Raw genomic sequence first — 21,305 nt, forward strand, 5'->3', positions numbered from 1 at the left:
ACCGAGGGCGTGTCAGTCGGCGAGCGCGAAGCCGGCCGCCGCCTCCGCGTGCAGTCGAGCGCTCGGCAGCACCGGGATGGCGCTGTCCTTCTCACTGATCAGCAGCTCGATCTCCGTGCAGCCGAGGATGACGCCTTCAGCGCCGTCGTCCGCGAAATCATCGATGATCTGGGCGTACGCGTCCCTGGACGATTCCCGGAGCACCCCGCGTACCAGTTCGTCGAAGATCACGCGATGGACCAGTTCGCGCTGCTCACGCCGCGGGACGACCACGTCGAAGCCGTGGGCGGCCAGCCGATCCCGGTAGAAGGGCTGCTCCATGGTGAAGCGAGTGCCCAGCAGACCGACCTTGCGCATGCCCCTGGCGCGGATCTCGGCGCCCAGGACGTCGGCGATGTGCAGGACGGGCACGCTCACGGCCCGCTCCACGTCGTCGCTGACCCGGTTGAAGGTGTTGCTGCAGATGAGCAGGAAATCGGCGCCGAGCTCCTCCAGTTTCCTGCCCGCACCGGTCAGCAACGTACTCACCTCGTCCCAGCGGTCGGCGAAGATGAGGTCCTCGACGGTCGTGTAGTCGACCGACCAGATGAGGCTGTTGGCGGAATGGCTGCCGCCGAGTCGCTCGCGTACCCGCTGGTTGATGATCTGGTAGTAGATCACCGTCGATTCCCAGCTCAACCCGCCGATGAGACCGATAGTGCGCATGAAACTCCGTTTCGCCAGCTTGTGTGGGCAGGTAGGGGAAAGTGCCTTCGCTCAGCTCAGCGGCGCTGCCAGCGCACGGGCGCAGGCACCGAGCCCGATCTCGCTGGAAGCCTTGACGAACACCACGTCTCCCGGTTCGAGAAGCGCGGTGGCCAGCCTGAGAGCCCCGGCCACGTCCTCGACGGCGTGGACGGTCACGCCCGGGTTCGAGGACTCCGCTGCCTCCGCCATCGCGAGCGGATCCCCTGCTCCGACCGCGATCAGCACGTCGAAGCGGAGGTCGGCGACGAGCCGGCCCACCTCCGCGTGCCGGGCGCGGGAGGCCTCCGCCTGCTGCCCCATCGCGCCGAGCACGGCGACGGTACGACGGGTGCCGGCCAGAGCCTTCACCGCCCGCAGCCCGGCCCGCATGGATTCGGGGTTGGCGTTGTAGGCGTCGTCGACGACGGTGATGCCGTCCGGTCGTTCGACGATCTCCAGCCGGCCCGCGGAGCGCCGCCGTGCGGCGTTCAGCCCATCGGCGATCTCGGCGACGCCCAGGCCGAGTACGGTGGCGACGGCGGCGGCGGCCAGGGCGTTGCTCACCTGGTGCTCGCCTATGAGGTCGAGCTCGACCGGGGCCCGCCCGGAGGGCGTCACCAACTCGAACGCGGTTCGCGCCCGGTCGTCCATCCGCACATCCTCGGCTCGCACCTGTGCCTGCGCCGACCCGCCGTACAACAGAATCCGGGCCCTGGTGCGGCCGGCCATGCCCATGACGTACGGGTCGTCGGCGTTGAGCAGGGCGAACCCGTCCGCCGGAAGCGCCGCGACCAGCTCGCCTTTGGCCTCGGCCACGTCGGCCGGCCCGACTCCCATACGCTCCACATGCGCGGTGCCGACATTGAGCACCAGCCCGATCTCGGGCGGTGCGAGCCCGGTCAGGTACGTCAGGTCGCCCTTCCGGCCCGCACCCATTTCCAGCACCAGGTATCGGGTTGCGGCGTCGGCGCGCAGCACGGTGAGCGGCAGCCCGAGCTCGTTGTTGAACGACCTGTCGGTGGCGACCGTCGCGGCGTGCCGTTCGAGCACCTGGGCCAGCAGGTCCTTGGTCGTGGTCTTGCCCACGGAGCCGGTCAGGCCGATCACGGTCGGGCTGATGTGTTCGAGCAGGTGCCTGGCCAGCAGGCCGATCGCGAGCTGGACGTCCTCGACCACGAGGGCGGGCACGCCGACGGGCCTTGAGGCCAGCACGGCGACGGCGCCGCCCGCGACGGCACCGGCCGCGTAGTCGTGACCGTCAACGCGGGCGCCGACCGTCGCGGCGAACAGGCCGCCAGGCACCACCTCGCGGGAGTCGACCGCCGAGGGCGCCGTCACCAGCTCCTGCGGGTCGCGCACGTCATACAGGCTTGCGCCGACGACCTGCGCGATCCTGTTCAGCGTCATGGGGATCATGAGCCGCTCCTGGCGAACGCGAGGTCGATCAGGCGGCGCAGCAGGTCCGGGTACGGGACACCGCTTTCGGCCCAGGCCCTGGCGTAGACGGAACGGGAGGTGAAACCGGGCATGGTGTTGATCTCCAGCACGTACAGGCGTCCCGTGCCCTCCTCATAGAGGAAGTCCACGCGGGAAAGGCCGTAGCCGCCGATCGCCCGGAAGGCGCGCAGCGACAGCTCGCGCACCTCCTCGGCCACCCGTTCCGGCAGCACGGCGGGGATGATGGCGATCTCGGCCTGGCTGAGGTACTTGGCCTCATAGTCGAGCCAGTCGCCGGGCACGATGAGCTCGCCGGGCACCGAAGCATCAGGAGTGTCATGGCCGCCGAGCACGCCGCAGATGAGCTCGCGCGCGGTCACGCCCTGCTCGACGACGACCACCCGGTCGTAGGCCAACGCCAGCTCCACGCCCGCGCGCAGCTCCTCCATGGAGGTGACACGTGAGATGCCGATGGAGGAGCCCATGTTGGCCGGTTTGACGTACATCGGCCAGTCGAGCGACTTCACCAGACCCCAGTAGTCGGTGGTGGTGCGCCATTCGTGCTCGGTGAACCACACCTGTGGGGTGACCGGAATGTCCTCCGCCAGGAACGTGCGCCGCATCGCGACCTTGTTCATGGCCACGGCAGAGGCCAGGACGCCGCAGCCCACGTACGGGATGCCCAGCGTCTCCAGGTGCCCCTGGACGACGCCGTCCTCGCCGAACGGCCCGTGCAGCACGGGGAAGACCACGTCCGCCAGATCGCGTCGCAGCTCCACCGGCCACCTGCCCTGCCGGTCGATGATGACGGCGACGGGCTCGTACAGATCCCTCGGCAGAGCATCGAGCACAGCCTGTGCCGACTGCAACGACACCTCATGCTCGGCGGACGGCCCACCCGCCAGCACAGCCACGCGTACGCGTTCAGTCACGATCGATCAGCCTTCCTCAGTGGCACGAAGACAGCACCGCCGGCGGCACGGTGTTCGCCGCCGCGGGACCGGCCCGCCGAGTGTCGGCTCTTCGCCTGACCAGTTCCCAGGCCATTCGCTGTCCAGTTCCTGACCAAAACGCATCCGCGGTGTGCCGCGACCGGATCGAGGGTGTCAGGCGTCCTGGGGGACGGTGTCGTGGAGGGGAGCGGCCGCCTGGTCGCCGGCGGCGTGCCGGGTGCGGGCGATCCCCCAGCCGACGAGGGCCGTCGCGACGGTGGTGAGGGTGAGGCCCGCGATGGTGACGGCCTGGTGGAACTCGCCGGTCTGCTGCGGGCTCCAGTGGGAGGTGGCGATGTCGCCGGTGAACAGGGCGGCGAGGATGGTGCCGGTGATGGCGATGCCGGTGCCGGAGGTGACCTCGGTGGCGGTGTCGACGAGCGCGGCGCCGATTGTGGTCCGGTTCTCGGGCAGGCCGCGGACCACGTTGAGCCCGGCGACGACGCCGACCACGCGCATCCCGGCCGCCACGAGCACGAGCGCGATCGCGACCCACAGGTAGCCGAACCGGCCGAGCAGGCCGTAGACGGCGAGGCCGGACACGACCGCCGCGGTGCTGATCCAGGCGGCCCGGTCCAGGCCGACGCGCCGCACGAACGGGTTGACGAACGCGCTGCCCGCGATGAGGACGACGACCTGCGGCAGCATCCCGATGGCGGCCAGTGCGGGCGTCCAGCCCCAGTCGAGCTGCAACTGCAGCGTCACCAGGTAACCGAGTCCGGCGGTCGCCAGCCCGGCGGCGGCCTTGTAGGCCAGGCCGCTGGAAACCAGGGGAAGGGCGAGGAGCTTCAGGTCGAGCAGCGGATGGCGGGCCAGGCGCTCGCGCAGGACGAAGCAGATCGCCGTCACGGCGGCCGCGGCGGTGCCCGCCCAGGGCGCCCAGGAGCCGGCGCCCTCGTCCACGAACAGCGTCGGCGTGAGGAGCGCGAGCACGATCGTCGCCGTGCCCAGCAGCATCCCGGGGACGTCGAGGGGGTCGCGGTGGAGGCCGGCCGGGTCGTCGGCGGCGATGCCGGAGCGCACGCCGAGAAACGCGAGCACGGCGACCGGCGCGTTCACCAGCAGCAGGACCTGCCAGGGCGCGATCGCCAGCACCAGGCCGCCCGCCGTCGGGCCGATCGCGAGCCCGACCAGGCCCACGGTCGAGATGAGGGTCAGCGCGCGCACGCGCAGGCCGTCCTCGTCGAACAGCCGGAACGCCAGCGCCATCGATCCCGGGGTCGTCATCGCCGCGGCGACTCCCATCGTCGCCCGGACGGCGATCAGCTGCTCGGCGGTGGTGACCACGGCGGTCGCCAGGCTCGCCACGCCGAGCAGGACCAGCCCGATCAGCATGATCCGCCGCCGGCCGAACCGATCGGCGATCGCGCCGAACGCCAGCATGGACCCGCCGAACACGACCGCATAGGCGCCCGTCACCCACTGCAACGCGGTCGTCGAGGCGTGCAGTTCGCGTCCGATCACGGGCAGCGCGACGTTAAGGATCGAGTTGTCCAGCATCTCGAAGAGGAACACCGCCGACAGCCCCGCCAGCGCGACCCACGCCTCCCGCAGCGACCGGGGAGTACGACCAGGCCGGCCCGCAGCCATCTCATTCATGGAGGACCCCCTTCACGTCGTGATCCCGGCGGGGACCCTGATCGGCACGGGCGCGGTCCGGCACGGGGCGATCCGGCCGCTCGCGCGGGCCGATCACTTCCACCCCCCACGGGACGCGGTCGCACTGAGGCCTGCTCCGGCGACAATGACAGTTATCTGTTCGGAGTGCATGCCACTAGGTTATGTGACTAAATTAAGTGACACAAGTAAGTGAGGTCGGGATGCCCAGGACCGGAGCGCGAGGCGGACCGCGGACGCGCGCGAAGATCTCGGAGGTCGCGACCCGGCTGTTCCTCGAACGCGGATTCGACACGGTCACGGTCACCGAGGTCGCGCGGGAGGCCGGGGTCTCGGCCGTGACGGTTTTCAAGCACTTCCCGCGCAAGGAGGACCTCCTGCTGGACCGCGAGGTCGACGCCGTCGGGCTCCTGCGCTCAGCGGTACGCGACCGCGCCCCGGACGCCGGAGTGCTCCAGTCCCTGCGCGATACGGCGTTCCGCCTCCTCGAGGAGCGGCACGCCCTGTCCGGCCTCAAGGACGGGTCCGTCCCCTTCTTCCGGACCGTCGCGGCCTCGCCCGCGCTGGTCGCCCGCGCCAGGGAGATCGCCGCCGACCTCCAGCAGACCCTCGCGAGCGAGCTCGAAGACGACCCGGTCTTCGACGGCGATGCCCCGCTGTTCGCCGCCTTCTTCGTCGCCGGCTACACCGCAGTGCTGGTGGAGACCGCCCGGCGCCTGATTGCCGGAGAACCGGCCGACACCGTCGCAGACGACCACCGCGCCCGCCTGGAGCGCCTGTTCGACGCCCTCAGCAGCGGAGTCGTGCCCCGTCCGTGAGGATCACCGCTCGAACGCAAGGCTGCCGGCTCGTCCGCACACTTGCCGAGATCAACCTCAGGTAGCCTGACCGCACTAGATCAACTTTGCCGTCCAAAGGTGTGGAGGTGACACCGATGTTGAACTACGGCCTTGACCTGTCCGGTGTGGAGCCCGACCTTGCTCTGCCCGACTTGGTGGCTGAAGGGGACGAGCTTGACGCCCTGGTATAGCAGGCGGAAGCCGCAGGCAGCCAATACGCTGATCTCGACGCCGCCGCGGGAGCGGCCAAACCGCGATCGGTACTGCTGGAACAATGGCGCGCTGGTCGGACCGAGGTGGCGGCGGAGCTACGTGACGTTCCACTGGAGCATGGGTTTCCCTGGTACGGCTCGCAGCTGACCGCAGCGCTCATGGTGCCGCTTCGGCTGATGGAAACGTGGGCTCACGGGCAGGACGTTTTCGATGCGCTGGGTGTATCACGCCGTCCGACGGGCCGGCTCCAGCATGTGGCCTCGTTGGGAGTGATAGGGCGAGAGCTGTCGTTCTATGCTGCCCAATTGCCTGTTCCGGCAGAGCCGTTCCGCGTCGAGCTGACTGGTCCCGATGGCCAGACCTGGGTATGGGGCCCAGAAGATGCCATGCAACGGGTTCAGGGCAGTGCCCTCGACTTCTGCCTTCGCGTCACCCACCGCAGGTCCCGAGCCCAGACTGACCTCACGGCAGTCGGCGAGGATGCGCAGAAGTGGCTTGACATTGCTCGCGTTTTCCTCTGAGGAGACACCTGGCGATCAGCCGCCGTGCGGACCGGCGAGGCGAGGGATGAGAGACACGCCTCGTTCGTCGTGCGGCGAACGACTGAGGGGCGGGCCGTGAGCGACGCCCGTGGCGCGAACTGGGTTGCGGGCTCGGCCTGTCCGAACCGGAAGGGGCGGGAGAAGAACCGGGCGGGTGGGCAAGTGGAAAGCCCCCGCGGGGAGCGGGGGCCTTGGGGAAGGGGAGGGGCGGGGTCAGGCGGTGGGGACCTTGTCGAGGAAGCCGAGGACCGTGCGGATCCGCCCGCCTTCGGCCAGCTCCACCACGTCGAACCCGACCGCGACCGGCTCCCCGCCCTCCGGGCCCAGGTGCCAGGTGAAGCGGGCGATGTGGTGGTGGGCGTCGTACAGCTCGCCCGGGGTGAACACCAGGCCGGGGAACATGCCCTGGGCGCCCGCGATCACCGCGGCGATCGCGTCGTGGCCCTTCACGTCGGCCAGGGGGTCGGTGTAGGTGCCGTCCTCGGTCCACAGCTCGGCCACGGCCTTGGCGCGGGCGTCGGCGTCGGTCTCGTTCCAGGCGGCGATGTAGCGCTCGATGAGGTTCATGGTGGTCATTCCTTCTGTTTGTTCAGCTCAGTTGTTGCGGGTCTTGCGGAGGCCGACGATCTGGAGTTCGGCGAAGACGCCGACCACCAGGGCCTGGGCGATGGTCCAGATGGCGCCGATCGTGGTGAGATCGGCGGCGCCGGTGGCGACGGCGGCGACGCTGCCGAGGGTCCAGATGATGTTCAGGGCGATCACGGCCCTCGTGGCGGCCGGGCTGATGGCGCGGCGGGTGGCGAGGAGGCCGACGGCGGCGCCGTACACCAGCAGGAAGGCGCCGATGCCGCGCAGCAGGCCCGCGCCGGGGCCGAGCAGGTCGCTCACGGGGCCGGCGAAGGCGAGGTAGACCAGCCCGTTGCCGCCGGTGACGACGGCGTCGGCGGCCAGCGCGAGGCGCAGGAACTTCATCCGGTCGGCGGTGACGGTCAGGGCGGTGCTCATGTCTCGGCTCCCTTGGTGGCGGTTTTTCGCGACACCTGAAAGATGTCAGCCACCACGTAGGGGGCGCGATTACCCGCCACGTAAAGGGATCAGCCGATAGCCCGTCCCACCTGCGGTGATGCTCGGGTTGTGACGGTCGTCACCTGGCATGCGAAGGCCTCCCGGGCGCGAGGCACCGGGAGGCCGGAAGAGGGATCAGGCGCCCAGGATCTCCCTGCGCAGGTGGGTCTTGAGGATCTTGCCGCCGGGGTTGCGGGGCAGCTCGCCCTCCCGGAACCAGATGTGCGAGGGGATCTTGAACTTGGCGATCCGGTCCTTGAGGAACGACTGGAGGTCCTCGGTGGCGACCGAGGTGCCTGGGGCCAGGCGGATGACCGCGCCGACCTCCTCCCCGAGCTCGTCGTGCGGCACCCCGATCACCGCCGCGTCGTCGACCGCCGGATGCTCGAACAGGGCCGCCTCCACCTCGGCGCAGTAGACGTTCTCGCCGCCCCTGATCACCATGTCCTTGGCCCGGTCCACGATGTAGACGAAGCCCTCTTCGTCGATCTTGGCCAGGTCGCCGGTGTGCAGCCAGCCCTTCACGAACGTCTCCGCCGTCGCCTCCGGCTTGTTCCAGTAGCCCATGATGACGTTCGGGCCGCGTACGCACAGCTCGCCCACCTCGCCGGGCGGCAGTTCGGCGCCCATGGGGTCGACCACGCGCACGTCCACGACGGGCGAGGGCAGGCCGATGCTGTCGGGCTTGGCGTGGTAGTCGGCGCCGCCGTTGCCGATGGCCAGGGCGGTCGTCTCGGTCATGCCGTAGCCGTTGGAGGGGGCGCGGTTGGGGAGGTTCCGCGTGATGCGCTCGAGGAGCTTGGGCGGGGCGGGGGCGCCGCCGTACCCGAGGGTGGTCAGGGACGACAGGTCGTACTTGCCGAAGTCGGGGTGGGACATGAGCTGCCAGGCGTTCGTGGGCACGCCGATCATGGCGGTCACGCGTTCCCGCTCGATCAGGCGCAGCGCCTGCTCGGGGTCCCACTTGTACATGAGCACGAGGCCGCCGCCGGCGAACATCGTGGTGGTCAGGGCGGAGAAGCAGCCCGTGACGTGGAACAGCGGGACGGTCAGGAGCGTGACCCGGCGGGTGCCCGCCGCGGCCGCGACGTCCTTGCCCGCCATGGCCACCGCCCGCATGAGGCCGAAGGCGACGGTCATGGGGGACTGGCCCAGGTTGCGGTGGCTGCCCAGCGCCCCCTTGGGGCTGCCGGTCGTGCCGGAGGTGTAGAAGATCGTGGCGGGGTCCTCGGGGGCCAGCTCGACGGCCGGGAGTGTGACGTCGGCGGAGACCTCGCCCAGCAGGTCGTCGAAGCCGCGCGCGCCCTCCGGGACCTCGCCCCGGGCGACGATCAGGGGGACGCCGGTCGAGGCGAGCCGGACGGCGCGCTCACCGTCCGCGATCAGCACCTTGGCCCCGGAGTCCCGCACGCCGTAGGCCAGCTCGGCCTCCGTCCACCAGGCGTTGAGCGGTACGGCGACGGCCCCCGCCGCCAGCGCGGCCGACAGCGAGACGACCCACTCGGGGTAGTTGCGCATGGCCACACCCACCCGATCGCCCTTCCGCACCCCGTACTCCTCGACCAGGCGGTTGGCGAGGGTGGTGGCGCGGCGGAAATGGTCCTCGAACGTGATGTGCTCGTCCTCGTACACGAGGAAGACCTTCTCGCCGTGGAAGCGGCTCATCTCCAGCAGCGCGCGGAAGTGGGTGGGCGCGTGCTTCCAGGTGCGTATCCCGGTGTCGCCGATCTCCTCGATCTCGAACAGCTGACCGGGTCCGGTGAGCTGGGCCACGACCTGGGCATGCGAAAGGGACATACGCAGAACTCCCGGCTGGTGGACGATTATTCTGGATAAATCACAGTACCGACCGGTAGGTACGTTGCGCTAGCTCGCCGGAAACGGGCTCAGCCGAGGCCGATGGGGGACAGTTGCTGGATGTCGTACCGGGCCCGCAGCTCGATCACGGCGGTCTGGTCGGGCGGCCCCGAGCGGGACAGCAGCTCGCCGAGTTCGCGCAGGTAGTGCTCATGGCCCGCCGGGGTCACGACGAAGAGCATCCGGGTGGGCGTGGTGCCGGGATTGGCGAAGGCGTGGGGGCAGCCCGCGGGCACGTACATGAGGCTGCCGGGGCCGCCACGCACCGTCCGGGCGCCGTTCTCCGACTCCCACGTCTGCCAGGGGTCGCCGGTGATCTCCCGCGGCTGGAAGGCCAGCAGGTCCAGCTCGCCGTCGAGGATGTAGAACAGCTCCTCGGCGTGGTGGTGGAAATGGGCGCCGACGTCGAAGCCAGGTGCGATCGTGTTCTCGAACACCGACCAGGTCTTCGAGTGCTCCGCCCCTACCTTAAGCGTCATCCCCATGGACCCGAGCGATTGCCCGGCGCCGGGGGGTAAGACGAGCCCGTCTGCCATTGGTCTGCCCTTCTATGAGGGTGATTGCTACCAATGTTCCTGAGGGGTCCGGCGCGGGCAAGGCTCATGAAAGTTTCATTTTTTATCCGATAGTTTCTGTTGTTTAGCTGCTGGTTTAGTGGCCGGGCGAGGTCGGCATTGACCCTCATCTCGCATGTCAATACCGTCTTCGATGCGATCCACCAGGATCGAAAGCTTTCGGAGGTAGATGACCGTGCATTCGTCCTCGCCCGTCAGAGTTCTCCTCGCCCTCGCGGGGATGCTCGCAGCCTTCCTCCTGCCGACCAGCCCGGCCCACGCCTCCGCGCCGTTACGCACCCACGCGGCGGCCAAGGGCAAGTTCATCGGGGCGGCGCTCGCGACCAGCCCGCTCGCCAACGAGACCGCCTACCGCAACATCGCCGCCACCGAGTTCAGCCAGGTCACCGCCGAGAACGCGATGAAGTGGGACTCGACCGAGCCCAGCCAGGGCCAGTTCAACTTCTCCGGCGCCGACGCCATCGTCAACTTCGCCACCCAGAACAACCAGCAGGTCCACGGCCACACGCTCGTCTGGCACAACCAGACCCCGGGCTGGGTGCAGGGCCTGAGCGCCACCGCCATGCGCAGCGCCATGCAGAACCACATCAGCCAGGTCGTCGGCCGCTACGCCAGTAACCCGACCGTGGTCTCCTGGGACGTGGTGAACGAGGTCTTCGACGACAGCGGCAACCTGCGCACGTCGTTCTGGTACAACACGCTGGGCCAGAGCTACATCGCCGACGCCTTCCGGGCCGCCCGCGCCGCCGACCCCGACGCCCGGCTGTGCATCAACGACTACAACACCGAGGGGATCAACGCCAAGAGCACCGCGATCTACAACCTGGTCTCGTCGCTGCGCCAGCAGGGCGTGCCCGTCGACTGCGTCGGCTTCCAGACGCACCTCGCGATCCAGTACGGCTTCCCGAACGACTTCCAGCAGAACCTCCAGCGCTTCGCCGCCCTCGGCGTCCAGGTCCGCATCACCGAGCTGGACGTGCGCATGGTGATGCCCAGGGACGCCACCAAGGACGCCACGCAGGCCACCTACTACCGCAACGTCGTCAACGCCTGCCTGGCGGTGACCGCCTGCGCCGGCGTGACGATCTGGGGCTTCACCGACAAGTACTCCTGGGTGCCCGACACGTTCTCCGGCCAGGGCGCGGCCCTGATCTACAACGAGAGCTACCAGCAGAAGCCGTCGTACACCGCCGTGCACGACGCGCTGGCCGGCGGCACGACCACCGACCCCACCCCGCCGACCACGCCCGGCACACCCTCGGCGGGCAACGTCACCTCGAACTCGGCCTCGCTCACCTGGACCGCCTCGACCGACAGCGGTGGGAGCGGGCTCGCCGGGTACGACGTCTACCGCGAGCAGGGCGCGACCGACCAGCTCCTCGGCCAGTCCACGACCAGCTCGATCTCGCTCACCGGGCTCAGCCCCTCGACCCAGTACCAGGTGTACGTCCGGGCCCGTGACGGAGCCGGGAACGTCTCGGCGAACTCCGCCCTGGGCACCTTCACCACTACGGCCGGCCCCGGCGGCGGCGGTGGCTGCACGGCCGCCGGGACCGTGCAGACCCAGTGGGCCACCGGGTACGTCGTCCAGCCCGTGACCGTCACCAACACCGGGACCTCCGCCATCACCGGCTGGACCGTCACCTTCACCCTGCCCGCCGGGCACACGCTGACCGGCTCGTGGAACGCGACCCTCACCGTCAGCGGGCAGACCGTCACCGCCAAGAACCTCGCCTACAACGGCAACCTGGCCCCGAACGCCGGCACCACCTTCGGATTCCAGGTCAGCCGGCCGAGCGGCAACACGCAGACGCCCTCCGGTTACACCTGCGCATAAGCCCGATCTCCTGGGCCTTCACGACCTGCCGGTTTTCTGACCGGCAGGTCGTGGCGCGCCTGTGGACTGAAATTTACTTTCACGCACAGAGAACCACGTGAAGGCTGCTTGCAGATTGGGAGACCCTCATGCACCGTGGAACCAAGATTAAGAAAGGAGGGACGGTGCAGGTCAGGGGCCCGATTCGGGGGGAGGTGAAACCTACGATGTGCGATCCATCGGGCTTTGGGACCACGATCGTGCAAGAGCTCGGACGCATAGTCCGGGATGCGATCAAGTCAACACCCCGGACCGTACGGTTTCTCGTCATACTTGCCGCCGTTGTCATAGCGATCGGCGCTACCACAGCCATGATCGACTAAACGGCCGCCGCATGTAGTGGCGTACATGCGAACTGAGGTAAGGCTAACGTGGGGCAGGTCAAGAGTCGACCTTCCCCACGTGATGCCTTCGTGAAACTCACGGATCCAGCGTGATCCCCTCGCGCCTGAGGTCCTCGACGATGCCGTCCACCAGGCGCGTCGCGACCGTCCGGCGCAGCCGCCCCTCCTCCCGCAGCTCCCGTACGGCGGGCACCGGGTCCGGGTCGGCGAACAGGCGCTCGTCGGAGTAGTCCACCGGCCGGCCGGTCGGATCGACGCTCCACCAGGAGGCCTCGAGCGCGATCCCGTTCGGGTCGCTGAAGTAGATGGAGCGCAGGAAGCCGTGGTCGACGACGTCGGTGACCTCGCAGCCGTGCGCCTTGAGCCGGTCGCGCAGCCGGTTGAGCGCGTCCTCGTCCGGCAGGTGCAGCGACAGGTGGTCGAACTGCGCCGCCTTGGGATAGGGCACGCCGGCGGGCTTGGCGAAGCTGTCGAGCGGCTGGTCGGTGTACTCGAAGAAGGCGACGGTGTTACCCGGGGCCACCTCGAAGAAGTAGTGCTTGAACGCGGGGACGGCAAGGGTGGTGACGAGGCGGGCGTCGAGCACGCCGTGCCAGAAGCGCACGGTGGCGTCCATGTCCGCGGTCACGAGGGCGAGATGGTGCACGCCGCGCCAGTGCACCGTGTCCGGGGTCGCAGCCATGCGTCAACGGTACGCCTTTCAACTACCTCTGATAAGCCGTCAGCCTTTCACCGAGCCGGCGAAACTGAAGGAACTGGCCAGATATTTGTTGACGGCCACGTAAAGGACCACCGCCGGCGCCGTGTAGAGAATCGAGAAAGCGGCCAGCTGGCCATAGGCCACCTGCCCGTACTGGGAGAAGAACGTGTAGACGGTGACCGCCGCCGGCTGTTTCTCCGGGGTGTCCAGCAGCACGAACGGGGCGAAGAAGTTCCCCCACTGGCCGACGAAGACGAAAATGGCCACGACGGCTATCCCCGGGGCCATCAGCGGGCCCACCACCGCCGTCAGCGAGCGGAGCCAGCCGGCCCCGTCCACCCAGGCGGCCTCCTCCAGGTTCACCGGCACGCCGTCCATGAAGTTCTTCATCATCCAGATAGAGAACGGCAATGAGCTCGCCGTCAGGAACAGCACCATGGCCGGCACGGAGCCGTACAGGTTGAAGCGGAAGAACATGGCGTAGACCGGCACGAGGATCGCCGTCACCGGCAGGCCCGTGGTGAACAGGAGGGTCAGCATGAAGTGGCGGCGGTAGCGGAGCTGGTAGCGCGACAGCGGGTACGCGGCCAGCCCCGCCACCAGCACCGTCAGCACCGCCGTGGAGCCCGAGATGACGATCGAGTTGATCAGCGGCAGGATGATCGTGTCCCAGGTCAGAACGGCCTTGAAGTTGTCCAGGGAGAAGGAGAGCGTCGGCTGGGCGGCCAGGCTCGCCTCGGACTGGACGGAGGCGAGCAGGACCCAGAGGAACGGGCCGAGGAAGGCCAGGGTGATGACCGCCAGGGAGAGCAGGGCGGCGGCGCGGGCGGCGAGCCTCGTCATGCGTCCTCCACCTTGATCAGGCGCAGGTAGACCAGCGAGAACAGCGCGCCGATCACCAGCATGACCAGCGCGATCGCCGAGCCGTAGCCGATCTCGAAGTAGCGGAACGCCTGCTCGTACATGTACAGCGGCGTCGTCTGGCTGGCCGTGCCCGGGCCGCCGCCCGTCAGGGCGTAGATGAGGCCGAAGCTGGCCAGGGTCTGCAGCGTGATCAGCATGAGGTTGGCCATGATGGAGCGGCGGATCAGCGGCAGCGTGATGTGCAGGAGCCGGCGGCCGGGGCCCGCGCCGTCCACGGCGGCGGCCTCCACCAGGTCGGCGGGCACCTCCGAGAGCGCGGCCGAGTAGACGAGCATGGAGAAGGCGGTGCCGCGCCAGATGTTCGCCAGGATCACCGCCAGCATGGGGGCCGTGTAGAGCCACTCCTGGGAGACGCCCAGGACCGTGTTGAGCGTGCCCTCCTCGGCCAGGAACGAGAACCAGCAGGCCGCGGCCACGACCTCCGGCACCACCCAGGCGGCGATCACCACGCCGTTGACGACGCTGCGGGTCACCCGGCCGCGGCCGCGCTGGAGGAGGGCGATGATCAGGCCGAGGGTGTTCTGGCCGATGACCGCCGAGCCGATCACGAAGACGAACGTCAGGAGGAACGAGTTCAGGAAGTTCGGGTCGCCGAAGAGCTTGACGAAGTTGGCCAGGCCGACGAACTGCGAGTGAACCGAGGCCGAGCCCGTCAACGTCTCGTTGGTGAAGGCTATGTAGACGCTCCACAGGATCGGCCCCGCCAGGAAGAGCGCGAGCAGGACCAGGGCGGGGCCCAGCGGCAGGAGCCAGCGCATGGCGCCCCGCCGTGACGAGCCGCGTACCGGGCGGCTCGTCACGGGCGGGGGTGGGGCGGTGACGATCGTCATCGCGCCATGACCTTGTCGGGTCCGCCGACCGCGGCCGGGAGCGCCTTGGCGTAGCTCGCGGTGGCCTCCTCAGGGGTCTGCGAGCCGGTCACGACCGCCTCCATGGCCTCCTGGACCTGGGTGGACACCTTCGGATACACCTCGTACGCGGGCCGGTAGTGGGTGACGGAGGCCAGGTCGGTCCAGAACTTGACGCTCGGGTTGTCGGCGCTGTACTTCGGGTCGGCGGCCACGTCCTTGCGGGCGGCCAGGTCGCCCGTGCCGACCGAGTACGCCATCGAGTTCTCCTTGTTCGTGGCCGTCGTGATGAAGTCGAACGCCTCCTGCTTGTGCTGGGTGTACGCGCTCATCGCCATGACCCAGCCGCCCGACATGCTGACCGCGCCCGGCGCCTCGCCGTTCTGCGTCGGCATGGGCGTCCAGCCGATCTTCTCCGTCCACTCGGGCCACGGTTTGGTGCCGGTCGGCTTCCAGGCCGAGCCGGCCCAGGCCCCGTCGAGCGAGATGCCGAGCTTGGCCTCGGGGAACCACTCCATGGTCACCTTGTCAGCGAGCTTGGCGTTGTGGGCGTCGGCCTGCTTCGGGCCCAGTTCCTCCCGGAAGATGGTGTTGACGAAGGTCAGGGCGTCGGTGAAGTTCTTGCCGCCGGCCACCCACTTCTTCTGCGCGTCGTCGTAGAGGGTGCCGCCCGGCGTGCCGTACAGGAGCATCTCGAAGCCCTGCATGGTCGACGCCTCACCGTGGATCTTCGTGGCGTACATGCTGAACGGCACGACGCCGGGCAGCTTCTGCTTGATCGTGCGGGCCGCCGTCAGCACGTCGTTCCAGGTCTTCGGCTCCCACGGGACCGGCAGTCCGGCCTTGGCGAAGACGTCCTTCTGGTACCAGAGGCCGCGGGTGTCCGTGCTGATCGGCACGCCGTAGATCTTGCCGTCGCCGCCCTTGGCGGCCTGCTTGACCGAGTCGGGGAACTGGGTGCCCCAGTCGGGCCACTTGGCCAGGTAGTCGTCGAGCGGGGCCAGCTTGCCGGCCGCGACGTCCGCGTTGACCTGGAACGTGTCGTGGTAGTAGAGGTCCGGAGCCGAGTCTGGGGAGCGGTTGAGCAGCGCCAGCTTCGTGTAGTACGCCTCGTTGTTGCCCTGGACCGCCGTCAGCTTGATCTTGACGCCGGGGTGGGCGGACTCGTACTGCTTCTTCGCGTCGCCGAGCATCTTCTCCAGGTACGGCCACGTCGTCTCGACCTTGTAGAGGACCTCGAGTTCCTTGGCGCCTGAGGTGTTCTGCGGGGTGCCGCCGCCGCACCCGGCGACGGCTGTGAGGAGGAGGAGAGAACCGGCCAGCGTACGTTTCATCACGCGCTCCCCGTGTTTCCTTGGGTTTGCGGAGAACGTAAATCTTTTTGATTTACTAAGTCAACACTCTGTGGTGACATGGCTCACATGCGACTGGGCACGAACCTGCCCAAGGTGGGGAGCTACAACCGGGCCGTGGTCCTGGAGGCGATCCAGGCGTCCGACGGCATCAGCCGGGTGCAGATCGCCGCGCGCACCCGGCTGACCGCGCAGACCGTGTCCGTGATCGTGCGCAGGCTGCTGGAGGAGGGGCTCGTCGTCGAGGACGGGTCCGTGCCGTCGGGCGGGGGCAAGCCGCGCACGATCCTGCGCGTGGACCCGGACGCCGGCTACGCGATCGGGGTGCACTTCGACCCCGAGGAGATCTCGTGCGTGCTGGCCGATCTGGCCGGGCGGCCGGTCGAGCGGCTGCGCCTGCCCGGACGGCGCGGCCTCGGGCCCGAGGCGGTGATCCGGCGGATGGCCAGGGCCGCGCGGCGGATCCTGCGGGAGGCGGGGGTGGCCGACGGCAAGGTGCTGGGGGTGGGGCTGGCCTGCCCCGGGCCGCTGGACGGGGACGGGGTGATGGTCTCGCCGCCCAGGCTGCCCGAATGGGACCAGGTGCCGATCAAGGCGCTGCTGCACGAGCACACGCGGTTCCCGGTGACCGTGGACAACGACGCCACCGCCGCGGCGATCGGGGAGCGGTGGGCCGGGATCGCTCGGACCACGCCGAGCTTCGCGTACCTGTACCTGGGGACGGGCATCGGCGGCGGGATATTTCTGGATAACCAGGTGTATCGGGGACGGTCGCTGAACGCGGCCGAGTTCGGGCACATCACGGTCGAGCCCGACGGCCCCGAGTGCTACTGCGGCAACCGGGGCTGCGTGGAGGCGGTCTGCTGTCCGAGCGCCATCGAGGCCGCCATGGGCGGACGCGCCGCGCACAAGGCCGTCTGCGCGGCCGCCGCCAAGGGGGAGCCCGAGGCGCGGCGGGTGATCGAACGGGTGGCGGAGCGGCTGGCCGACGCCGCCGTGAGCGTGGTGAACATGCTGGACATCGACCTGCTCGTGCTCGGCGGGCCCGCGCTCAGGGAGGTGGGGGAGCTCTACCGCGAGGTCATCGCGCGGGCCGTCTCGACCAGGACGCTGGCCAGGCGGTTGCACGCCGTCCGCGTGGAGACCTCGCCGATCGCGGCCGACGCCGCCGCGATCGGCGCGGCCTCACTGGTCTTCCACGCCACGTACGCGCCCCGCCTGGGCACCCTCCTCAGCGACTAGGCCCGCTTCAGCCGGAGCGTGACCAGCTCGAACGGGCGCAGCGACACCGACAGTCCCTGCCCCGGCGCGCCCGTGGGGCGCTCCAGCAGGTCGGTGGCGACGACCTCCGCGACCGGGAAGCCCGGCGTCAGCGTGGCACGGGCCCGGCCGCCCCTCGACTCGTGGAAGCGGACGACCACGTCGCCGCTCCCGTCGTCGGCCAGCTTGACGGCGGTCACCACCACGGCGTCGTCGTCCACCGTGACCAGCGGCTCCACCTCCGCCGCGGCGCCCGCCACCTGGCGCTCGGGCAGGTTGACGAAGTAGCCCTCGCGCACCGCGTCGCCGATCGTCGCGCCCGGCACGAGCGCGTGCCGGAAGCGGTGCGCGCCCTGGTCGGTCTCCGGGTCGGGGAAGCGCGGGGCCCGCAGCAGCGAGACGCGCACGGTGGTGGTCGTGCCCGCGTCCGGGCGGACGGCCCGGGTGACGTCGTGGCCGTACGTCGAGTCGTTGACCAGCGCGACGCCCCAGCCCGGCTCCTCCACGTGCACGAAACGGTGGTTGCACGCCTCGAACTTGGCCGCCTCCCAGCTCGTGTTGGTGTGCGTGGCGCGGTAGGCGTGGCCGTACTGGCTCTCGGAGGCGTACCGGTCGGCGCGCACGTCCAGCGGGAACGCCAGCTTGAGGAACTTCTCCGTCTCGTGCCAGTCGACCTCGGTCAGGATGTCGAGCCGCCCGCCGGCCAGCGTGAGCACCTGCGTCACCGTGGACGACCCGAACGAGCGCCGGACGCGGACCCCGTCGCCGTCGAGGCTCACCTCGTCGGCGTCCACGAGGTCGGTGACCGTGTTGCGGTAGAACTCGTCCACGTCCCAGGCGTCCCACATGTTGGGGAAGTCGGGGTGGAGCTGGAGGAGGTTCGCCGCCTGGCCGGGCGGGACGCTCTCGCGGCCCGCTGTCAGATCGTAGGCGGACACGACCAGGCCGCGGGCGTCGATCTCCACCCTGAGCAGGTCGTCCTCCAGGACGAAGCCGCCGCCGTCGCGCTCGCGCGTCTCCGTCCGCCGCACGCCGGAGACGGCCCGGGCGCCGCCTCCGGGCACGCCGTGGCGGGCGTGCGGGGCGCCGTTGAAGACCACCCTGCGGTCGCCTTCGCCGGACAGGGCGCGCTGGGCGGTGTCGATGATCTCGTTCAGCTCGGCGGCCACCGCCTCGTACGTCCTGCGCGCCTCCCGGTGCACCCACGCGATCGACGAGCCGGGCAGGATGTCGTGGAACTGGTGCAGCAGCACCGTCTTCCAGATCCGGTCGAGCCGCTCGTACGGGTACGAAGCGCCGGTGCGCACGGCCGCGGTGGCCGCCCACAGCTCGGCCTCCCTCAGCAGGGACTCGCTGCGCCGGTTGCCCTGCTTGGTCTTGGCCTGGCTGGTGAGCGTGGCGCGGTGCAGCTCGAGGTAGAGCTCGCCCACCCAGACCGGCGGGTTGGGGTACTCGGCCTCGGCCTTGGCGAAGAAGTCGGCGGGCGGCTCCCACGTGACGGCGGGCGAGCCCTCCAGGTCGCGCACCCTGGCCGCCTTGGCGACCATCTCGCGCGTCGTGCCGCCGCCCCCGTCGCCCCAGCCCGTCGGCGCGAGCGAGTGCCGCGCGACGCCCTTGTCCTTGAAGTTACGGGCCGCGTGCGCCAGCTGCCGGCCGCTCATCGAGCAGTTGTAGGTGTCCACCGGCGGGAAGTGCGTGAAGATCCGCGTCCCGTCGATGCCCTCCCACAGGAACGTGTGGTGCGGGAACGTGTTGGTCTGACTCCACGAGATCTTCTGCGTGAGCAGCCGCTTCGACCCGGCCGCCTTGATGATCTGCGGCAGCCCCGCCGCGAACCCGAACGTGTCCGGCAGCCACACCTCCTCGTTGTCGATGCCGAACTCGTCGATGAAGAACCGCTTGCCGTGCACGAACTGCCGGGCCATCGCCTCGGAGCCGGGCATGTTCGTGTCGGACTCCACCCACATGCCGCCCGTCGGGACGAACCGGCCCGCGGCCACCGCCTTGGTCACCTTCGCCCACACCTCGGGGCGGTGCTCCTTGATCCACGCCCACTGCTGCGCCTGCGACATCGCGAAGACGAAGTCCGGCTCGTCCTCCAGCAGGGCGGTCATGTTCGAGGCGGTGCGGGCCACCTTGCGCACGGTCTCGCGCAGCGGCCACAGCCAGGCCGAGTCGATGTGCGCGTGGCCGACGGCGCTGATCCGGTGCGCCGACGGCACCGCGGGGGACGACAGCACGCCGGTCAGCTCGGCCCTGGCGGCGGCCGCCGTGCCGTTGACGTCCTGGAGATCGAGGGCGTCCAGCGCCCGCTCCAGGGCCCGTAGCAGCTCCCAGCGGCGGGTGCCGTCGGCGGGCAGCTCCAGCATCAGCTCGCCCAGCACCTCCAGGTCCATCACGAGCTGCCACACGGTCTCGTCGAAGACGGCCAGGTCCATGCGGGCCAGCCGGTACAGCGGGTCGCCACCCGCCGTCTCCTTGTCGCCCAGGTGCGTCGGCTGGAAGGGCGGGTTACCGAGGATGACGGGGTTGGAGGCGGCCTCGATGTGCAGGTGTACCCGCTCGCCGCCCTCGACGGGGGAGCCGATGCGTACCCACTGGTTGCGGGGGTTGAGGCCCTTCACCGGGGAGCCGTCGGGGCGGTAGACCAGGCCCTCGCTCTGGAAGCCCGGCATGTTCTCGTTGAAGCCCAGGTCGAGGATGGCCTCCACGGTCCTGCCCGCCCATCCGGCGGGCACCGTGCCGGTGACCGTGAACCAGCTCGTGCCCCACGGAGCGCCCCACGCGGTGCCGGGCGCGATGGGCTCGGGCGTTGCCGCCAGCCCCTCCGCGACCGGTACGGGCTCGCCCGGCGCGTGCCAGACCGCGACCTCCAGCGGGACGGACTCGGGGTACACGGCCGGGCGGATGCGCTCGTCCAGCACCCGCTGCAGGCGGGCCTCGACCAGGTTGCGGTCATCATGCATGTCAGGCGGCTCCCCACGGAAAGCGACAGATCAGCCTTTAGCACGTTAAGCAACTTGATCGCGCCCGGCAATGCACGAACCCGATCACCTCAGCAACGGCCGGAGCCCTTCGACGAAGGCGGGCGGGTTGGAGAGATAGCCCACATAGTCGCCGGGCAGCTCCACCGCCTCGACCCCGAGGTGCTCCGCGACGGCGAGCGTGCAGCGGTGCATGAGCTTGCCGCGCGTCTCCGCGCCGGAGGCCACCGTGAGCGGCGCCCCGCGCAGCGCCCGCGCGTCGGGGACGAACCTGCAGAACGAACGCATCTCGTACCGCAGGCTCGTCTCGATGTTGGCGGTCATCCTGGTCAGCATGTCGCGCACCCACTCGGGCAGGCCGGCGGCGGGCTCGGGCGGCGCGCTCACCCCGGTCGCCTCGCCGAGCCAGTGCGAGGCGGGGCCGATGCCCTCCCGCTCGCAGATCTCCACCGCCTCCCGCTCCACGGCCCGCCAGTGCGCGGCGTCGGGCAGCAGGTCGAACGAGGCCGGCTCGTGCGCGACCAGCCGCCGGACCCGGCCGGGGTGGCGGGCCAGCAGGTCGAGGGCGATCAGGGCGCCCGAGTGGGTGGCGAACACGTGAGCGGGCTCCGGCCCGGCCTCGGCGAGCAGCCGGAGCGCGTCGTCGGCGTGCTCCTCGATCCGCTGCCCGGCGGGCGGCCCGGCCAGCGGGCTGCGGGTGGCGCCGCGCCGGTCGTAGGTGATGACCGTGTAGTCGCCGGAGAGCGCCTCCGCCAGCGGCGCGGCCATCGCCGCGTCGGAGCCGCCGCCGAGGATCACCAGCAGCGCCGGGCCGGAGCCGCGCACCTCGTGGTACAGCTCGGCACCGGGCACCGCGAGCATTCCAGTCTGCATCGTCCGCCTTTCCGGCATGAGGAAGTGCTCACTTTACGGCCTTCCGGCGCGGCAAGCTTTCCCTGCGCCGGCCCATCCCTCCCTCCCCAAAGGACCTCGGCCGAAGTGCGGCCCGCACTGCGGCCGGGTGCCCAAGGGGCCCGGAGGGGGGTGGCGGGTTTCCGACAAGTCGGGATCTGGCCACACCAACCTCATAGACAACGCCCATCCGGATGACTAGTAATTCGGTATTCGTGCTTACCGATTCTCTGGAGGTCGTCCATGGGGCGATGGCGGGTTGC

17 protein-coding genes and 1 pseudogene are annotated in these 21,305 nt (G+C 69.8%); 4 read left to right on the plus strand and 14 right to left on the minus strand.

Annotated features, from left to right (window positions below):
- Positions 1–12 precede the first annotated feature (12 nt).
- The 4 genes from ACIBI9_RS22675 to ACIBI9_RS22690 all read right to left on the minus strand — a co-directional run bounded on the left by ACIBI9_RS22675 (position 13) and on the right by ACIBI9_RS22690 (position 4,754).
- Entirely contained in the window at positions 13–705 is a 693-nt protein-coding gene (locus tag ACIBI9_RS22675; protein ID WP_397224126.1) for an aspartate/glutamate racemase family protein, read from the minus strand.
- A gap of 51 nt (positions 706–756) precedes the next feature.
- Positions 757–2,142, minus strand: a complete 1,386-nt coding sequence (gene murF, locus ACIBI9_RS22680) for a UDP-N-acetylmuramoyl-tripeptide--D-alanyl-D-alanine ligase (RefSeq protein WP_397224127.1) — start codon at positions 2,140–2,142, stop codon at positions 757–759.
- A complete protein-coding gene (locus tag ACIBI9_RS22685) occupies positions 2,139–3,095 on the minus strand; it encodes a D-alanine--D-alanine ligase family protein (RefSeq protein WP_397224128.1) in 957 nt (318 codons plus the stop codon). The genes murF and ACIBI9_RS22685 overlap by 4 nt, the downstream gene beginning before the upstream one ends.
- A gap of 174 nt (positions 3,096–3,269) precedes the next feature.
- On the minus strand, positions 3,270–4,754 hold the full coding sequence (locus tag ACIBI9_RS22690) for an MFS transporter (RefSeq protein WP_397224129.1): 1,485 nt from the start codon (positions 4,752–4,754) through the stop codon (positions 3,270–3,272).
- A gap of 221 nt (positions 4,755–4,975) precedes the next feature.
- Here ACIBI9_RS22690 and ACIBI9_RS22695 point away from each other — a divergent pair, with 221 nt between their 5' ends.
- Together ACIBI9_RS22695 and ACIBI9_RS22700 are read left to right on the plus strand one after the other, a co-directional pair.
- Positions 4,976–5,590 carry a TetR/AcrR family transcriptional regulator gene (locus ACIBI9_RS22695; RefSeq protein ID WP_397224130.1) on the plus strand — a complete coding sequence of 205 codons (615 nt, stop codon included), beginning with the start codon at positions 4,976–4,978 and terminating at the stop codon, positions 5,588–5,590.
- Between the two features lie 230 nt (positions 5,591–5,820).
- Positions 5,821–6,345: pseudogene (locus ACIBI9_RS22700) on the plus strand (maleylpyruvate isomerase family mycothiol-dependent enzyme); the annotation flags it as partial.
- A gap of 234 nt (positions 6,346–6,579) precedes the next feature.
- Here ACIBI9_RS22700 and ACIBI9_RS22705 read toward each other — a convergent pair.
- From ACIBI9_RS22705 to ACIBI9_RS22720, 4 genes are all read right to left on the minus strand, one after another.
- The gene (locus ACIBI9_RS22705) at positions 6,580–6,933 is read right to left on the minus strand and encodes a nuclear transport factor 2 family protein (RefSeq protein ID WP_397224131.1); all 354 of its coding nucleotides are present in this window, start codon (positions 6,931–6,933) and stop codon (positions 6,580–6,582) included.
- Between the two features lie 27 nt (positions 6,934–6,960).
- Positions 6,961–7,371, minus strand: coding sequence for a hypothetical protein (locus ACIBI9_RS22710; RefSeq protein ID WP_397224132.1), 411 nt, complete (start codon positions 7,369–7,371; stop codon positions 6,961–6,963).
- A gap of 195 nt (positions 7,372–7,566) precedes the next feature.
- A complete protein-coding gene (locus ACIBI9_RS22715; protein WP_397224133.1) occupies positions 7,567–9,228 on the minus strand; it encodes a class I adenylate-forming enzyme family protein in 1,662 nt (553 codons plus the stop codon).
- An 89-nt stretch (positions 9,229–9,317) separates the two neighbouring features.
- Positions 9,318–9,767, minus strand: a complete 450-nt coding sequence (locus tag ACIBI9_RS22720) for a cupin domain-containing protein (protein WP_397224134.1) — start codon at positions 9,765–9,767, stop codon at positions 9,318–9,320.
- A gap of 265 nt (positions 9,768–10,032) precedes the next feature.
- Between ACIBI9_RS22720 and ACIBI9_RS22725 the strand changes: the two genes are divergently transcribed.
- A complete protein-coding gene (locus ACIBI9_RS22725; RefSeq protein WP_397224135.1) occupies positions 10,033–11,700 on the plus strand; it encodes an endo-1,4-beta-xylanase in 1,668 nt (555 codons plus the stop codon).
- Between the two features lie 459 nt (positions 11,701–12,159).
- Here the strand turns inward: ACIBI9_RS22725 and ACIBI9_RS22730 are convergent, their stop codons facing one another.
- Genes ACIBI9_RS22730 through ACIBI9_RS22745 form a run of 4 tightly spaced genes read right to left on the minus strand, consistent with a single transcriptional unit; the run spans position 12,160 to position 15,889 of the window.
- Positions 12,160–12,765, minus strand: a complete 606-nt coding sequence (locus ACIBI9_RS22730) for a VOC family protein (RefSeq protein WP_397224136.1) — start codon at positions 12,763–12,765, stop codon at positions 12,160–12,162.
- 39 nt (positions 12,766–12,804) lie between these two features.
- Positions 12,805–13,626, minus strand: coding sequence for a carbohydrate ABC transporter permease (locus ACIBI9_RS22735; protein WP_397224137.1), 822 nt, complete (start codon positions 13,624–13,626; stop codon positions 12,805–12,807).
- Positions 13,623–14,537, minus strand: coding sequence for a carbohydrate ABC transporter permease (locus ACIBI9_RS22740; protein ID WP_397224138.1), 915 nt, complete (start codon positions 14,535–14,537; stop codon positions 13,623–13,625). The genes ACIBI9_RS22735 and ACIBI9_RS22740 overlap by 4 nt, the downstream gene beginning before the upstream one ends.
- Complete coding sequence (locus ACIBI9_RS22745) at positions 14,534–15,889, minus strand: extracellular solute-binding protein (RefSeq protein WP_397224139.1); 1,356 nt, start codon at positions 15,887–15,889, stop codon at positions 14,534–14,536. Before ACIBI9_RS22745 ends, ACIBI9_RS22740 begins: the two co-directional genes overlap by 4 nt.
- Positions 15,890–15,976: 87 nt before the next feature.
- On the opposite strand from ACIBI9_RS22745, the gene ACIBI9_RS22750 reads away from it, so the two are divergent.
- A complete protein-coding gene (locus ACIBI9_RS22750) occupies positions 15,977–17,149 on the plus strand; it encodes an ROK family transcriptional regulator (protein WP_397224140.1) in 1,173 nt (390 codons plus the stop codon).
- Here ACIBI9_RS22750 and ACIBI9_RS22755 read toward each other — a convergent pair.
- The gene (locus ACIBI9_RS22755) at positions 17,146–20,133 is read right to left on the minus strand and encodes an alpha-mannosidase (protein WP_397224141.1); all 2,988 of its coding nucleotides are present in this window, start codon (positions 20,131–20,133) and stop codon (positions 17,146–17,148) included. The two genes, ACIBI9_RS22750 and ACIBI9_RS22755, sit on opposite strands and share 4 nt — an antisense overlap.
- A gap of 84 nt (positions 20,134–20,217) precedes the next feature.
- Complete coding sequence (locus ACIBI9_RS22760; RefSeq protein WP_397224142.1) at positions 20,218–21,024, minus strand: alpha/beta fold hydrolase; 807 nt, start codon at positions 21,022–21,024, stop codon at positions 20,218–20,220.
- Between the last annotated feature and the right edge of the window lie 281 nt (positions 21,025–21,305).

This window comes from Nonomuraea sp. NPDC050451, from assembly GCF_044458585.1.

What these genes read in the sequence shown, in the direction of transcription:
- ACIBI9_RS22675 (WP_397224126.1), bottom strand. Translation starts at nt 705, where the DNA reads ATGCGCACTATCGGTCTCATCGGCGGGTTGAGCTGGGAATCGACGGTG.
- murF (WP_397224127.1), bottom strand. Translation starts at nt 2,142, where the DNA reads ATGATCCCCATGACGCTGAACAGGATCGCGCAGGTCGTCGGCGCAAGC.
- ACIBI9_RS22690 (WP_397224129.1), bottom strand. Translation starts at nt 4,754, where the DNA reads ATGAATGAGATGGCTGCGGGCCGGCCTGGTCGTACTCCCCGGTCGCTG.
- ACIBI9_RS22695 (WP_397224130.1), top strand. Translation starts at nt 4,976, where the DNA reads ATGCCCAGGACCGGAGCGCGAGGCGGACCGCGGACGCGCGCGAAGATC.
- ACIBI9_RS22705 (WP_397224131.1), bottom strand. Translation starts at nt 6,933, where the DNA reads ATGAACCTCATCGAGCGCTACATCGCCGCCTGGAACGAGACCGACGCC.
- ACIBI9_RS22710 (WP_397224132.1), bottom strand. Translation starts at nt 7,371, where the DNA reads ATGAGCACCGCCCTGACCGTCACCGCCGACCGGATGAAGTTCCTGCGC.
- ACIBI9_RS22715 (WP_397224133.1), bottom strand. Translation starts at nt 9,228, where the DNA reads ATGTCCCTTTCGCATGCCCAGGTCGTGGCCCAGCTCACCGGACCCGGT.
- ACIBI9_RS22720 (WP_397224134.1), bottom strand. Translation starts at nt 9,767, where the DNA reads ATGACGCTTAAGGTAGGGGCGGAGCACTCGAAGACCTGGTCGGTGTTC.
- ACIBI9_RS22725 (WP_397224135.1), top strand. Translation starts at nt 10,033, where the DNA reads ATGACCGTGCATTCGTCCTCGCCCGTCAGAGTTCTCCTCGCCCTCGCG.
- ACIBI9_RS22730 (WP_397224136.1), bottom strand. Translation starts at nt 12,765, where the DNA reads ATGGCTGCGACCCCGGACACGGTGCACTGGCGCGGCGTGCACCATCTC.
- ACIBI9_RS22735 (WP_397224137.1), bottom strand. Translation starts at nt 13,626, where the DNA reads ATGACGAGGCTCGCCGCCCGCGCCGCCGCCCTGCTCTCCCTGGCGGTC.
- ACIBI9_RS22740 (WP_397224138.1), bottom strand. Translation starts at nt 14,537, where the DNA reads ATGACGATCGTCACCGCCCCACCCCCGCCCGTGACGAGCCGCCCGGTA.
- ACIBI9_RS22745 (WP_397224139.1), bottom strand. Translation starts at nt 15,889, where the DNA reads ATGAAACGTACGCTGGCCGGTTCTCTCCTCCTCCTCACAGCCGTCGCC.
- ACIBI9_RS22750 (WP_397224140.1), top strand. Translation starts at nt 15,977, where the DNA reads ATGCGACTGGGCACGAACCTGCCCAAGGTGGGGAGCTACAACCGGGCC.
- ACIBI9_RS22755 (WP_397224141.1), bottom strand. Translation starts at nt 20,133, where the DNA reads ATGCATGATGACCGCAACCTGGTCGAGGCCCGCCTGCAGCGGGTGCTG.
- ACIBI9_RS22760 (WP_397224142.1), bottom strand. Translation starts at nt 21,024, where the DNA reads ATGCAGACTGGAATGCTCGCGGTGCCCGGTGCCGAGCTGTACCACGAG.